The 13,369-nt window shown below is 69.4% G+C and carries 11 protein-coding genes; 10 read left to right on the plus strand and 1 reads right to left on the minus strand.

Annotated elements, in window-relative coordinates; genetic code table 11:
• Positions 1-19 precede the first annotated feature (19 nt).
• The 3 genes from MCHT01_RS04910 to MCHT01_RS04920 all read left to right on the plus strand — a co-directional run bounded on the left by MCHT01_RS04910 (position 20) and on the right by MCHT01_RS04920 (position 3,841).
• A complete protein-coding gene (locus MCHT01_RS04910) occupies positions 20-1,228 on the plus strand; it encodes an HlyD family type I secretion periplasmic adaptor subunit (RefSeq protein WP_067063169.1) in 1,209 nt (402 codons plus the stop codon).
• A gap of 95 nt (positions 1,229-1,323) precedes the next feature.
• Positions 1,324-2,727, plus strand: a complete 1,404-nt coding sequence (locus MCHT01_RS04915) for a TolC family protein (RefSeq protein ID WP_067063171.1) — start codon at positions 1,324-1,326, stop codon at positions 2,725-2,727.
• 256 nt (positions 2,728-2,983) lie between these two features.
• Positions 2,984-3,841, plus strand: a complete 858-nt coding sequence (locus tag MCHT01_RS04920) for a PEP-CTERM sorting domain-containing protein (RefSeq protein ID WP_067063174.1) — start codon at positions 2,984-2,986, stop codon at positions 3,839-3,841.
• A gap of 134 nt (positions 3,842-3,975) precedes the next feature.
• Here MCHT01_RS04920 and MCHT01_RS04925 read toward each other — a convergent pair whose 3' ends face one another.
• Positions 3,976-4,932, minus strand: coding sequence for a ThiF family adenylyltransferase (locus tag MCHT01_RS04925; RefSeq protein ID WP_084451925.1), 957 nt, complete (start codon positions 4,930-4,932; stop codon positions 3,976-3,978).
• Positions 4,933-5,194: 262 nt separating this feature from the next.
• On the opposite strand from MCHT01_RS04925, the gene MCHT01_RS04930 reads away from it, so the two are divergent.
• The 7 genes from MCHT01_RS04930 (at position 5,195) to MCHT01_RS04960 (ending at position 13,366) form a co-directional block, all read left to right on the plus strand.
• On the plus strand, positions 5,195-5,833 hold the full coding sequence (locus MCHT01_RS04930) for an XrtA/PEP-CTERM system exopolysaccharide export protein (protein ID WP_169806093.1): 639 nt from the start codon (positions 5,195-5,197) through the stop codon (positions 5,831-5,833).
• 178 nt (positions 5,834-6,011) lie between these two features.
• Entirely contained in the window at positions 6,012-7,604 is a 1,593-nt protein-coding gene (locus MCHT01_RS04935) for an XrtA system polysaccharide chain length determinant (protein ID WP_067063177.1), read from the plus strand.
• Between the two features lie 13 nt (positions 7,605-7,617).
• Positions 7,618-8,592, plus strand: coding sequence for an XrtA-associated tyrosine autokinase (locus tag MCHT01_RS04940; RefSeq protein ID WP_067063179.1), 975 nt, complete (start codon positions 7,618-7,620; stop codon positions 8,590-8,592).
• Between the two features lie 4 nt (positions 8,593-8,596).
• The gene (locus tag MCHT01_RS04945; protein ID WP_067063182.1) at positions 8,597-10,243 is read left to right on the plus strand and encodes a TIGR03016 family PEP-CTERM system-associated outer membrane protein; all 1,647 of its coding nucleotides are present in this window, start codon (positions 8,597-8,599) and stop codon (positions 10,241-10,243) included.
• 14 nt (positions 10,244-10,257) lie between these two features.
• Positions 10,258-11,364 (plus strand): XrtA/PEP-CTERM system-associated ATPase, encoded by a 1,107-nt coding sequence (locus MCHT01_RS04950; protein ID WP_067063184.1) that lies wholly within the window; start codon positions 10,258-10,260, stop codon positions 11,362-11,364.
• A 41-nt stretch (positions 11,365-11,405) separates the two neighbouring features.
• The gene (locus MCHT01_RS04955) at positions 11,406-12,251 is read left to right on the plus strand and encodes an XrtA system polysaccharide deacetylase (RefSeq protein WP_084451927.1); all 846 of its coding nucleotides are present in this window, start codon (positions 11,406-11,408) and stop codon (positions 12,249-12,251) included.
• On the plus strand, positions 12,248-13,366 hold the full coding sequence (locus MCHT01_RS04960) for a FemAB family XrtA/PEP-CTERM system-associated protein (protein WP_084451903.1): 1,119 nt from the start codon (positions 12,248-12,250) through the stop codon (positions 13,364-13,366). Before MCHT01_RS04955 ends, MCHT01_RS04960 begins: the two co-directional genes overlap by 4 nt.
• Positions 13,367-13,369 lie beyond the last annotated feature (3 nt).

Genomic DNA, 13,369 nt, shown 5'->3' on the forward strand with positions numbered 1-13,369 from the left:
ACCTTTCGTCCCACCCGCCATGTCGCAGACCCGCAGTCTCAGCCGCGAAGAAGGCCTGTTCGTCGGCAGCGTCCAGTCGGCGCTGATCGACGAGCCGCTGCCGCGCGCCGTCTGGGCGCTGTACCTGATCGGCGCGGTGCTGCTGGTGGGGCTGGTGTGGTCCTCGATCGCCACGGTGGACGAGGTCACCCGCAGCGACGCCCGCATCGTGCCCGACGGCAAGGAGCAGGTCATCGCCAGCCTGGAATCCGGCACGCTGGGCAAGCTGCTGGTCCACGAGGGCGAGGAAGTGGAGGCCGGCCAGCCGCTGGCCGAGCTGGATCCCACCCGCGCCGAGGCCGCCGAGAACGAGAGCCAGGCCAAGCGCCTGGGCCTGATGGCGCAGGTGGCGCGGCTGCGCGCCGAGGCGTTGGGCGTCCCCCTGAAGTTCCCCGACGAGGTCCGCAAGGTGCAGCGTCTGGTCGACAGCGAGACCGAGGTCTTCGACACCCGCCGCCGCGTCCTGGACGAGGCCGTCTCCAGCACCAACCGCAGCATCGGCCTGCTGGCCAGCGAGCAGAAGCTGGCGCAGGACATGGCGTCCAAGGGCCTGATGTCCAACGTCGAGGTGATGCGGGTCACGCGCCAGGTGAACGAGCTGCAGCAGCAGCGCAACGAGCGCATCAGCCGTTTCCGGCAGGACGCCAGCACCGAGCTGTCCAAGGCCCAGACCGATCTGGCGCAGATGGACGAGCAGCTGGTGGTGCGCCGCGACGCGGTGACGCGCTCGGTGCTGAAGTCGCCGGTCAAGGGCCTGGTCAAGAACATCAAGATGAACACGGTGGGCGGGGTGATCGCGTCCGGCGCGCCCATCATGGAGATCGTCCCCATCGGCCCGCGCATCCTGATCGAGGCGCGCATCAAGCCCAAGGACATCGGCTACATCCAGGTCGGCCAGACCGCGGTGATCAAGCTCAACGGCTACGACTTCAACGTCAACGGCGGGCTGCACGCCAAGGTCGAGTACGTCAGCCCGGACGCCCTGGGCGAGACCGAGAAGAACAACGAAGGCACCTACTACCGGGTGCAGCTGACGGCGGAGCGCAACACGCTGCGCGCCAACGGCGACCCGCTGCCGGTCATCCCCGGCATGACGGCGATGGTGGACATCCGGACGGGGGAGCGCTCGGTGCTGAGCTATCTCCTTCGCCCGATGCTCAAGTCCCGCGAAGCCTTGCGCGAACGCTGAGAACAAGCCCGTCGCGCGCGGCCTTATCGGGCCTTCGAAAACCCGCCGGAATGGTCCAGTACAGGCATGGGAAATTGCTTGCAGTACGCGTGACCATGACCGAATCCACTCCGCGCCGGAGCTTGCGGCGCGCCCTGTCTTCCTCGCTCTCCCTCGCCGCGGCCGCCGTGCTGGCCGGCGTGGCCGCGCCCGCCTGGGCGCAGGACCCGCCGCCCAGCCGCTGCTCGGACGAGCGCAGCCTCCCGCCCGCGCAGCTGTCCGCCAAGGACACGGCGCTGCTGGAGATCGGCGATTCCGACCCGCGCGTCCAGCTCCAGGAACTGGTGCAGCGCGCGCTCGCCCGCAGCAAGGCGATCGGCGCGGTGCGCCTGCTGACGCAGTCGGCCGAGGCCGACCTGGCCGAGGCCAAGGCGCAGCGCCTGCCCACGGTGACGCTGGGCCTGACCGCCGGCCACACCGGCACCATCCTCCCGGGCGACGGCCCCGGCACCACCACCAGCGGCATGCAGGGCCGCGGCTCGCTCAACGTGAGCGCGCCGCTGTGGGACTCCGGCCGCATCACCAAGCTGACCGAGTGGCGCTCCCAGCTGGCCGACGCCGCCCGCTACGGCCAGTCCAGCGCCGAGGAGCAGCTCGCGCTGCAGACCGTGTCGCTGGCCCTGGACCGCGGCCGCTACCAGCTGCAGGCCCAGGTCTACAGCCAGTACGTGCGCAAGATGGCCTGCCTGGTCGACGCGCTGGAAATCATCACCAAGGCCGACCGCGGCCGCGCCAGCGAGCTGGTGCAGGCGCAGAAGAGCCTGCAGCAGGCCGACCTGCAGTACGAGCAGACCACCTCCGCGCTGCGCCAGACCGAGGTGCGCCTGAAGCGCTACGTCGGCGACGAGCTCCCGCGCGGCGCCGCGATGAGCACGGTGCTGGCCCGGCTGCCCGACCTGGACGAGATGATGGCCGACGTCATGGTCTCGCCCGACGTGGCCCAGGCCGCCGCCACCGCGCAGGCCCAGCGCAGCTATGCCGAGTCGGTCCGCGCCGGCCAGCAGCCCAGCGTCAGCCTGATGGTCAGCGGCAACACCACCGTCGGCCAGGCCCGCCAGACCGACTGGATCGGCGGCGTGACGGTCAACATCCCCATCGTCCAGCCGGGCGCCGATTCGGCGCTCACCTCGGCCCGCCGCCGGGCACAGGCCGCCTCGCTGCAGCGCGACGAGACCATCGAGGCCAAGCGCTACCGCGTCCAGGAGATGTACGAGGCGGCGTCCTCGTCGCTGGACCGCTCGCGCCGCCTGGTCGACATCCTGCGCAGCAGCGAGCGGGTGCGCGGCTTCACGCTGCAGCAGTGGCAGCAGCTGGGCAAGCGCTCGCTGTTCGACGTGATGGCCGCCGAGGGTGACTACTACTCGATGCGGATCTCCCATGTGAACGCGCTGTACGACGCCCAACAGGTGATCGCCATCATCTGGTCGCAAGGGCGGGGCGTCTCCACCCCGCTGCGCTGAACCCGGCCGCCGCCGCCCCCGAACACCCCGCCCGGACCCGCGCCGACTCCCCCTCGAACAGGTGGGAAGGTGCGGGTTTTCCCTTGGAAAGCGTGGTCTGGCGCACTGTCGAAAAAGCTTACAACGGCCCGTGCGGATGCCACGGATTCCGAAATTGAGCTTTATGAATCAATCACTTGCGGTGCTGGCACGCTTGCTGCTTATCAAGAGCAGGCGACCGGAGACGCTCGCTTCCCTCAAACAGGAGAGATTGATCATGACGAACAAGTTCAAGTTGGCCTGGGGTGGCGCGCTGCTGGCGGTTGCTGGTCTGGCACACGCCGATCCCTTCTACCTCGACGCCGGCGTCAACTACGACCCGACCGGCCTGGGCAAGGTGTGCAGCACCTGCACGTCCATGAAGGACCAGTTCACCATCACCTACGGTTCGCGCACCGTGGTGAGCGACACCGACAGCTCGGGCGGCCTGTCGGTCGGTGACACGACCAACACCGTGGGCGGCTACGGCTACACCGGCGGCATCGACGTCAACTCGATCACCAGCCTGAAGCCCAAGCAGGTCTTCAACACCAACAGCGACAACGGCTTCAACAGCGCGTACTACCTGACCTTCTCGTTCGCCAACCTGGCGGGCGTGGTCACCAGCATCACCCCGAGCGGCCTGCCCGTCGTGGTGTACAGCGGCGGCCTGATCCAGATGTACCTGTACAACGGTTCGTCGACGATCAACTTCATGAACATCAAGATCACGACCGGCTTCATCGACGGCGTGGGCACGACCCTGAACGGCGAAGCCGACTTCACCGGCATCTCCGATCTGACGTACGCGAACCTGTTCCACTCCGGCACCTATTCGTGCAACGGCAGCTCGGGCTTCTACGACATCTGGAAGAACTGCAACACGACCGGTGATCTGAAGATCAACTTCGCGTCGCACTTCGACAGCGACCTGAACCACACGACCGTGACGCCGAACCCCGATGGCTCGACCACCATCACGTCGCAGCACAACGGTCAAGCCAGCTTCGCCATCCCCGAGCCGGCTTCGCTGGCCCTGGTCGGCCTGAGCCTGGTCGGTCTGGCTGGCATCCGCCGCCGCAAGAACGCCGCCTGATCGGCACGCTCGCAGCCGGTGAACACCGGCTCGAACGACAAAGCCCGCCAATCGGCGGGCTTTTTCATGGGCGCGTCCTGCGCCGGTGGTCGGGCGGGCGAGGGCGGGGCGCCCGCCCGCCCGCGCGGGTCGCGTCAGCGCGGCTTCTTCGGCAGCAGCAGGTTGCGCACGTACTTGAACATCAGCCGCGACATCGGATGGCGGCCGCCGCCCGGGCGCCAGGTCTTGACCATCTGGTTGCGGAAGGCGTCGAAGTGCAGGCCGCGCGGCGCGACGCGGGTCTCGCCCCGCTTGAGCATCAGCTTGATGCCGTTGGCGCAAGCCACGCCGGCCGCCAGCTCGATGCCGATGCAGGTCGACGGGACCTTGCGCTCGAACAGGTTGACCGTGCCGCGGTTGAGCAGGTAATGCCGCTGGATCATCGCGGGCGACACACCGCAGATGAACTTGACGATCTGCTCGCGGAAGCGCTGGTCGGGGTCTCGCTCGGCCTCGGCGCTCAGACCGCCGTCGAAGTCGAAGTAGTCCTCGAAGCTCATGCCCTCGGGGTCGAAGGCCAGGAAGGCCGTGCCCATGCCCATGGGCGCGGCGGTCACCGCCGGAATCCCCAGCTCGCGGCAGCGCGCGAAGACCTTGCGCCGCAGTTTCAGCGCGAAGATATCCAGGCTGTCCATATAGAGATGGGACCCCTGGAGAAACTCGTCGATATTGTGGTCATGGATGCCGCCGGGCATCAGGTGCAGTTTCACCTCGGGATTGATGTCGGCCAGGGTCTCGGCGATCGTGTCGAGTTTGTCGCGGCCCACCGTCGAGGCGAAGGCGCCCGCCTGGCGATTCATGTTGGGCCAGTCGAAGATATCCAGGTCGGAAATCCGGAAGCCGCCCACGCCCAGCCGCGCCATGGTCAGCGCGTGGGAGCCGCCCACCCCGCCCAGCCCCCCGACGGAGATGATGCTGTTGCGCAGCTGCTCCTGCTCGGCCTCGGTCACCCAGCCGATATTCCGGGAAAAGGCGTCGTGGTAACGGAAGGGCCCCAGATCGGGGGGATTCGCCGGGGTCGCGGGATTCGCGGCGGTCGCGGGATTCGACATGGCCATCCTCCTGATCTCTTGTGGGAGGCCGAGTGTATGCGCCGCCCACCCGGGCCCGCCACGTCGGCGTGCGGCCGGTGACGCCCGAGGGGTTTCCCGCGATGCCGCGAAGCAACTGCGCGGAGCGCGCGGAACTGCTCCAATCGGTGTTTCGCGGATAGCACGGAATTCCGTCACGTCAGGAACGGACCGCCCTCGGTCCAGGGGGTTCCCCCGGGGGCGCCGCTGAGGTGCAATCCGCTCAGCTTCCAGAGGGGTGGACATGTTGAAGAAGACTGGATCGAAGAACGTCCTGGCCAAGTTCGGCGCCGCCGCGCTGGCCGTGGTGTCGCTGGCGCTGGCCGGCTGCTCCACCACCGGCAACCTGCCGCCCGCGCCCGTCGCGGCCTCGCAGGCGGACTACAGCTATGTCGTCGGTGCCGGCGACAGCCTCAACATCATCGTGTGGCGCAATCCGGAGCTGTCGCAGACCGTGCCGGTCCGCCCGGACGGCAAGATCGCGGCCCCGCTGATCGACGAGCTGCCCGTGCAGGGCAAGAACTCCGTCGAGATCGCCCGCGACATCGAGAAGCAGCTCGGCAAGTACGTGCGCGACCCGGTCGTCACCGTGATCGTCACCACCTTCGTCGGCCCGTACAGCGAGCAGATCCGCGTCGTCGGCGAAGCCGCCAAGCCGCAGTTCCTGCCCTACAAGCAGAAGATGACGCTGCTGGACGTGATGATCGCCGTCGGCGGCCTGACCGACTTCGCGGCCGGCAACTCCGCCACCATCCTGCGCACCGCCGAGGGCAACAAGCAGTACTCGGTGCGTCTGAAGGACCTGATCCGCCGCGGCGATGTCTCCGCCAACGTCGAGATGCGCCCGGGCGACATCCTGATCATTCCGCAGAGCTTCTTCTGATCGCCTGATCGCCTGACTCCCGAGCGCGCGCGGCCCCGGACCGACGTCCGTCCCGCGCGCGGCGACCCCGGTCCCGGGATGGCCGACACCGGCCGCCCGCGGGCCTGAACCCGCAGTACCGGCCCGCCTCGCGCGGGCCTTCCCGGCACCGATGCCGGCGCAACAGAGATCGCCCCGCATGGATTCCCTCATCGCGCAACTGATGGCCGTCTTCAAGCGGATGTGGCGCTACCGCTGGCCCGGCCTGATCGCCGCCTGGCTGGTGGGCATCGTCGCCGCCGTGGTCGTCTTCGTCGTTCCCGACCGCTACGAGGCCAGCGCGCGCGTCTACGTGGACACCCAGTCCATCCTCAAGCCGCTGATGTCGGGCGTGGCCGTGCTGTCCAACACGGAGCAGCAGGTCAACATGCTCAGCCGCACGTTGATCAGCCGGCCCAACGTCGAGAAGCTGGTCCGCATGGCCGACCTGGACCTCAAGGCCACCAGCAAGTCCGACCAGGAGGCGCTGATCGAGCGCGTCACGCACAACCTGTCGATCCAGACCGCCGGCAACACCGCCAACAACCTGTACATCCTGAGCTACCGCGACTCCTCGCCCGAGAGCTCCAAGAAGGTGGTGGCCTCGCTGCTGTCCATCTTCATGGAGTCCAGCCTGGGCAACAGCCGCCGCGACAGCACCACCGCCGCGACCTTCCTGAACGAGCAGATCAAGAACTACGAGACCAAGCTCGAGGAGGCCGAGGCGCGCCGCAAGGAATTCCGCCTGCGCAACCTGCAGATCACCGCCGCCGACGGCAAGGACTCCGCCGCGCGCCTGGCCGAGGCCAGCAACCTGCTCGAGGCCGCCCGGCTGCAGCTGCGCGAGGCCGTCAGCGCCCGCGACTCCGCCCGCGCGCTGCTCGACAGCGAGCAGAAGCGCAACTCGGCCGGCGGGACGCTGTCCAGCCTGATGCAGGAGAGCTCGCAGCGCTTCGCCACCCCCGAGCTGGACGCCCGCATCGGCGAGCTCAAGCGCACGCTGGACCAGCTGCAGCAGCGCTACACCGACCAGCATCCGGACGTGGTCAACACCAAGCGCCAGATCAAGGACCTGGAAGACCAGCGCCGCAAGGAAGTGGCCGACCTGCAGAAGGCCGCGCTGTCGCAGCCCGGTACCGCCGGCGGCCGCAACGACAGCCTGGCCAATCAGGAACTGGCCCGCACGCTGGCGACCAAGGAGGTCGAGGTGGCCCAGGCGCGCGCGCGCGTCGACGAGTTCTCCACCCGCTACGCCCAGGCGCAGGGCGCCATCAAGATGGCGCCGCAGCTGGAGGCCGAGTTCGCGCAGCTGAACCGCGACTACGACATCATCAAGAAGAACTACCAGGACCTGGTGGAGCGCCGCGAGTCCGCCTCGCTGTCGACCGACCTGGACAACACGTCCGGCGTGGCCGACTTCCGCATCATCGACCCGCCGCGGGCCTCGCCCAAGCCGGTCGCGCCCAACCGCCTGGTGCTGATGGCGGGCGGTCTGGTGGTCGCGCTGCTGGCCGGCCTGCTGACGGCCTTCGCCGCCAGCCAGATCCGTCCGGTCTTCCATGACCTGAACGAACTGCGCCATCGCCTGGAGCTGCCCATCCTGGGCGCGGTCTCCCGGCAGGAGACGCCGGAGGACCGGCGTCGCGCGAAGGTGGACCTGCTGCGCTTCGGCGTGGCGTCCGGCAGCCTGGTGAGCCTGTACGCGCTGGGGCTGATCGGCATGGCCATCTGGCTGAGCCGCCAGGTCGGCTGAGGGGAGTGACGCAATGACGAGCCTGATCGAACAAGCCGCCCAGCGGCTGGAACAACTGAAGCAGGCCGGCGTGGACGTCGGCCCGGCCACCCCGGCCGCGACCAGCGCCGCGCCCGCCCCGGCCGTGGCGCCGCCGGCCCAGCCCGCGGCCGCGGTCGCCGCGCCGGCCGTGGTCACCGCGCGGTCCGCCTCCGACGGCCATTCCAAGCGCATCGACCTGGACCTGGACGCGCTGACCGCGCAGGGCTTCCTGACGCCGCAGGCACCGCGCACGGTGATGGCGGACCAGTACCGCAACATCAAGCGCCCGCTGATCCGCAACGCGATGCAGAAGGGCGCCTCGTCGCTCAACCACGCGAACCTGATCATGGTGACCAGCGCGCTGCCCGGCGAGGGCAAGAGCTTCACCTCGCTGAACCTGGCCATGTCCATCGCGGCCGAGTTCGACAACACCGTGATGCTGGTGGACGCCGACGTCGCCCGCCCGTCGATGCTGCGCATGCTGGGCCTGCCGCCCGGCCCCGGCCTGCTCGACGTGCTGGAGAAGGAAGCGGACATGGCCAGCGTCCTGATCAAGACCAACGTCGACAAGCTGACCCTGCTGCCCAGCGGCCGCGCCCATTCGCGCGCCACGGAACTGCTGGCCAGCGACGCGATGAGCGCGCTGCTGGACGACATGGCCAAGCGCTATCCGGACCGGATCATCATCTTCGACTCGCCGCCGCTGCTGCTGACGACCGAGTCGCGGGTGCTGGCCTCGCACATGGGCCAGGTGGTGGTCGTGGTGCAGGCCGAGCGCACGCCGCAGAGCGCCGTGCAGCAGGCCGTCGCCGCGATCGAGAACTGCCCGCTCAAGATGGTCCTGCTGAACCAGGCCAGCAGCAAGCCGGGCAGCGGCTACGGCTATGGCTACGGCTACGGGTATGGCTACGGCTACGGCTACGGCGAGACCGACGGCGCCGGCCACGCCGGATCGGGCAAGGCCTGACCCGATGACGCGCGCGTTCGTCGCCCGCCGCCGGCCGCTGTCCCTGGCCTGCCTCGCCGCGCTGGGCGCGCTGGCGGTGCTGGCCCACGCGCCCGCGCGCGGCCAGGAAGCCGCGCAGACCGGCGGCCAGGCGGGCCCCCAGTCCGGCGCGCAGTCGGGCACGGACAACAATCCCGGCGCGACCACCAGCCGCAAGGGCTGGGTCATCACGCCGCGCGTCGCCGCCACCGAGACCTGGACCGACAACCTCTCGCTCGCGCCCGACGCCTTCCGCGACCGCGCCTTCATCACCGCGATCTCGCCCGGCATCAGCATCTCCAGCGACCGCGGGCCGGTGCGGGGCGTGTTCGACTACACCCTGGACGGCCTGGTCTACCTGAAGAGCGACCGCAGCGCGCGCCTGCAGAACCAGCTGAACACCAAGATCACCGCCGAGCTGGCGCCGCAGGCGCTCTACGTCGACGTGGCGGGCAACATCAGCCAGCAGTCGATCTCGGCCTTCGGCCAGCAGTCGACCAACAGCCAGCTGGACAACCCCAACCGCACCGAGGCGCGCACCCTGCAGGTCTCTCCCTACTGGCGCGGCACGCTGGGCCAGCTCGCCACCTTCGAGCTGCGCGCGATCGGCCAGATCCGCAACACCAGCGACGGCGGCTCCGGCCTGGGCGCGAGCAGCAGCGGCGACAACAAGGAAGGCACGGTCAGCCTGAACATCAAGGGGCCGCAGGGCCGCGCGATCAACTGGGGCCTGCAGGCCTCGACCCAGCGCGTGCACTACGACAACACCGGCATCGACAACCGCACCACCTCCGGGGTCGGCTCGCTGTACTGGATCCCCGACGTGGACTGGACCCTGGGCGTCAACGCCGGCGCCGAGCGCAGCGACTACTTCGGCAAGGAGACGACCAGCGTCTACGGCGCCAACTTCCGCTGGACGCCCACGCCCCGCACCCAGGTCGTCGGCGACTGGCAGCACCACAGCTACGGCAACAGCCACAACCTGTCGGTCGAGCACCGCATGTCGCGGATCTCGCTGCGCGCGTCCAACTCGCAGAGCGTGGTCACGACCAACGCGCCGACCGGGCAGGGCACCAACTACCAGTTGCTGGACCTGCAGTTCCAGGCCTCGGAGCCGGACCCGGTCAAGCGCGACCAGCTGGTGCGCGCTGTGCTCGCGCTGATGGGCCTGCAACCCGACGCGATCACCGGCAACGGCTTCATCAGCAACAGCGCGATGCTGCAGCGGCGCACCGACGTGGCCGTGTCCTGGACCGGCCCGCGCCTGGTGGCGACGCTGGCGGGCAACGACAGCACGACCTCGCGCCTGGGCGTGGCGCCCACGGGCAGCGGCGACCTGTCGCTGACGGACCGGCTGCGCCAGCGCGGGGTCACGCTCTCGCTGGGCTACCGCCTCACGCCGCTGGCCAGCTCCAGCCTCACCTATTCCCGCCAGCACAGCAGCGGCGCCGGTGTCGGTTCGACCGACATGAAGTCGCTGCAGGCCAACGTCGCGATCCGGCTGGGACCGCGCACCGACGCCAACCTGGGCCTGCGCCACACGACCTACTCCGACGGCGTGTTCCTGGCGACCCTGGGCGGCTCCGGCTATCGCGAGAACGCGCTCTTCGCGTCGCTGTCCCAGCGCTTCTAAGCTTCATCACCGTCATGTACGAGGCCTTCTACGGGCTGGCGAGCAAGCCTTTCCAGCTCAGTCCCGATCCCAGCTTCTACTTCGGCAGCAAGCAGCACCGCCGCGCCAAGGCCTACCTCGACTACGGCGTGCTGCGCAGCGACGGCTTCATCGTCATCACCGGCGAGATCGGCGCGGGCAAGACCACGCTGGTGCGCGGTCTGCTGGACAGCCTGAACCGCAGCAACGTCGTCATCGGCAACGTGGTCACCACGCAGCTGGACGCCGAGGACACGCTGCGCCTGGTGGGCGCGGCCTTCGGCGTGCGGGTCAAGGACCTGCCCAAGAGCGAGCTGCTGATGGCCCTGGAGGCCTTCTTCGTCAGCGAGGCCAGCCGCGGCAAGCGCTGCCTGCTGATCGTCGACGAGGCGCAGAACCTGACCGCCCGCGCGGTCGAGGAGCTGCGCATGCTGTCCAACTTCCAGTTCGGCAACCAGTCCCTGGTGCAGACCTTCCTGGTGGGCCAGCCCGAGTTCCGCGCCATCCTGCAGCGGCCGGAGATGGAGCAGTTCCGCCAGCGCATCGCGGCGAGCTGCCACATCGGCCCGCTGGACGAGGAGGACACCCAGCGCTACGTCGAGCACCGCCTCAAGTGCGCCGGCGCCGACGGCAAGCCCAGCTTCGACGCCGACGCCTTCGCCGCGCTGCACAAGGCCAGCCAGGGCATCCCGCGCCGCATCAACACGCTGTGCGACCGCCTGCTGCTGCTGGGCTTCATGCACGAGAACCCGCACCTGACCGCGGCCGACGTGGACGAGGTGGTCAAGGACCTGGCCAATGAGTCCGCCTCCGCGCCGCCGCCGGCCGTGCGCGGCGTCAACGGCAGCGCCGCCGCGGGCCTGAACGGCGCGCACGCGGTCGCCGCCGATGGCGACGTGGTGCTGGACGTGGACCTGTCGCGGCTGCGCGCGCGTCTGGGCGAGGACGCCGACCTGGGCGCGCTGGCGCAGGGTCTGGCCGGCCTGAGCCTGGACGGCCAGGACGCGCGGCTGCAGCGCATCGAGGACAGCCTGCTGCGCCTGGAACGCATCAACACGCAGACCCTGGCGCTGCTGCAGAAGCTGGTGGGGGTGGTGAAGTGACGAGCATCCTGAACGCCGGCGGCAAGCCGATCCGCAACGCGATGAGCATCGACGTGGAGGACTACTTCCAGGTCTCCGCCTTCGCGCCCTACATCGACCGTGGCGACTGGGACCGGCGCGAGTGCCGCGTCGAGCGCAACGTCGGCCGCATCCTGGACCTGCTGGACGCCAGCGGCCCCGGCGGCGTGAAGGCGACCTTCTTCACCCTGGGCTGGATCGCGCAGCGCTATCCGCGGCTGGTGCGCGAGATCGTCGCCCGCGGCCACGAGCTGGCCAGCCACGGCTTCGGCCACGAACGCGCCAGCGACCTGGACCGCGCCGCTTTCCACAAGGACATCGCCGACGCCAAGGCGCTGCTCGAGGACCTGGGCGGCGTCGAGGTCAAGGGCTACCGCGCGCCCAGCTTCTCGATCGGCAAGGACAACCTCTGGGCCTTCGACGTGCTGGCCGAATGCGGCTACCGCTACAGCTCCAGCGTCTATCCCATCGAGCACGACCACTACGGCATGCCCGACTCGCCGCGCTTTGCCTACGAGGTGCGGCCGGGCCTGATCGAGGTGCCGGTGACCACGCTGCGCTGGCGCGGCAAGAACTACCCGAGCAGCGGCGGCGGCTGGTTCCGCCTGCTGCCCTACGGCATGACGCGCTGGATGATCGAGCGCTTCAACCGCATCGAGGGACGCAGCGCGGTCTTCTACTTCCATCCGTGGGAGATCGACCCCGAGCAGCCGCGCATTCCCGGCATCGACGCCAAGACGCGCTTCCGCCATTACGTGAACATCGACCGCACCGAGGCCCGCATCGCGCGCCTGCTGGGCGACTTCCCGTGGGCGCGCATGGACGAGATCTTCCTCGCGCCCGAAGGCGCGGATCGGCTGGCCGCATGAGCGCGCTCCCGGTGAGCGCGACGTCCGGCACGTCCGCGGCGACCGCGGGCCCGGGCGCCTCGGCCGCATCGACGGCGGCGCGGCAGGTCAAGCGCCTGGCGCTGGACGACACGGCCGGCGCGGCCCGCTGGGACGCGTTCGTGCGCGAGTGCCCGACGGCGACCTTCTTCCACCTCTCGGCCTGGCAGCGGATCATCCGCCGGCAGTTCGGCCACGAGGGCTTCTTCCTCTACGTCGAGCGCGAGGGCCGCATCGAGGGCGTGCTGCCGCTGGCGCAGAACAAGAGCCGGCTCTTCGGCCATGCGCTGGTGGGGCTGCCCTTCGCGGTCTACGGCGGCGTCGCGGCGCTCGACGAGGACGCGGCCACCGCGCTCGAGACCGAGGCCCAGGCCATCGCGCGCCGTCTCGGCGCCGAGCACCTGGAGCTGCGCAACGTCCAGCGCCGTCACACGGACTGGCCGCATCAGGACCTGTACGTGACCTTCCGCAAGGAGATCCTGGCGGACGAGGAGGCCAACATGCTGGCCATCCCGCGCAAGCAGCGCGCGATGGTGCGCAAGGGCATCAAGAACAACCTGAGGGCGGAGATCGACCGCGACGCCGGCCGCTTCTTCGCGCTGTACGCCGACAACGTCCACCGCCACGGCACGCCCGCGATGCCCAAGCGCTACTTCCAGGCGCTGATGGACGAGTTCGGCGACGACGCCGAGGTGCTGATCGTCAGCAGCGAGCAGGGCGAGCCGCTGTCGGGCGTGCTCAGCTTCTACTTCCGCGACGAGGTGCTCCCGTACTACGCCGGCGACGCGGTCGCCGCGCGCGACCTGGCGGCCAACGACTTCAAGTACTGGGAGCTGATGCGGCGCGCCTGCGCGCGCGGGCTCAAGGTCTTCGACTACGGCCGCAGCAAGCAGGGCACGGGCAGCTATTCGTTCAAGAAGAACTGGGGCTTCGAGCCGACGCCGCTGCACTACGAGTACCAGCTCTACCAGCGCGACGCCGTGCCGCAGAACAACCCCAGCAACGCCAAGTACCAGCTCATGATCAAGGCCTGGCGCAAGCTGCCGATCTCCGTGGCCAACTGGCTCGGTCCCTTCATCGTCCGCAGCCTCGGTTGAGGA

The sequence above is a fragment of the Mitsuaria chitosanitabida ATCC BAA-476 = NBRC 102408 genome, from assembly GCF_001598255.1.
Taxonomy (GTDB): domain Bacteria; phylum Pseudomonadota; class Gammaproteobacteria; order Burkholderiales; family Burkholderiaceae_C; genus Roseateles; species Roseateles chitosanitabidus.

What these genes read in the sequence shown, in the direction of transcription:
- MCHT01_RS04910 (WP_067063169.1), top strand. Translation starts at nt 20, where the DNA reads ATGTCGCAGACCCGCAGTCTCAGCCGCGAAGAAGGCCTGTTCGTCGGC.
- MCHT01_RS04915 (WP_067063171.1), top strand. Translation starts at nt 1,324, where the DNA reads ATGACCGAATCCACTCCGCGCCGGAGCTTGCGGCGCGCCCTGTCTTCC.
- MCHT01_RS04920 (WP_067063174.1), top strand. Translation starts at nt 2,984, where the DNA reads ATGACGAACAAGTTCAAGTTGGCCTGGGGTGGCGCGCTGCTGGCGGTT.
- MCHT01_RS04925 (WP_084451925.1), bottom strand. Translation starts at nt 4,932, where the DNA reads ATGTCGAATCCCGCGACCGCCGCGAATCCCGCGACCCCGGCGAATCCC.
- MCHT01_RS04930 (WP_169806093.1), top strand. Translation starts at nt 5,195, where the DNA reads ATGTTGAAGAAGACTGGATCGAAGAACGTCCTGGCCAAGTTCGGCGCC.
- MCHT01_RS04935 (WP_067063177.1), top strand. Translation starts at nt 6,012, where the DNA reads ATGGATTCCCTCATCGCGCAACTGATGGCCGTCTTCAAGCGGATGTGG.
- MCHT01_RS04940 (WP_067063179.1), top strand. Translation starts at nt 7,618, where the DNA reads ATGACGAGCCTGATCGAACAAGCCGCCCAGCGGCTGGAACAACTGAAG.
- MCHT01_RS04945 (WP_067063182.1), top strand. Translation starts at nt 8,597, where the DNA reads ATGACGCGCGCGTTCGTCGCCCGCCGCCGGCCGCTGTCCCTGGCCTGC.
- MCHT01_RS04950 (WP_067063184.1), top strand. Translation starts at nt 10,258, where the DNA reads ATGTACGAGGCCTTCTACGGGCTGGCGAGCAAGCCTTTCCAGCTCAGT.
- MCHT01_RS04955 (WP_084451927.1), top strand. Translation starts at nt 11,406, where the DNA reads ATGAGCATCGACGTGGAGGACTACTTCCAGGTCTCCGCCTTCGCGCCC.
- MCHT01_RS04960 (WP_084451903.1), top strand. Translation starts at nt 12,248, where the DNA reads ATGAGCGCGCTCCCGGTGAGCGCGACGTCCGGCACGTCCGCGGCGACC.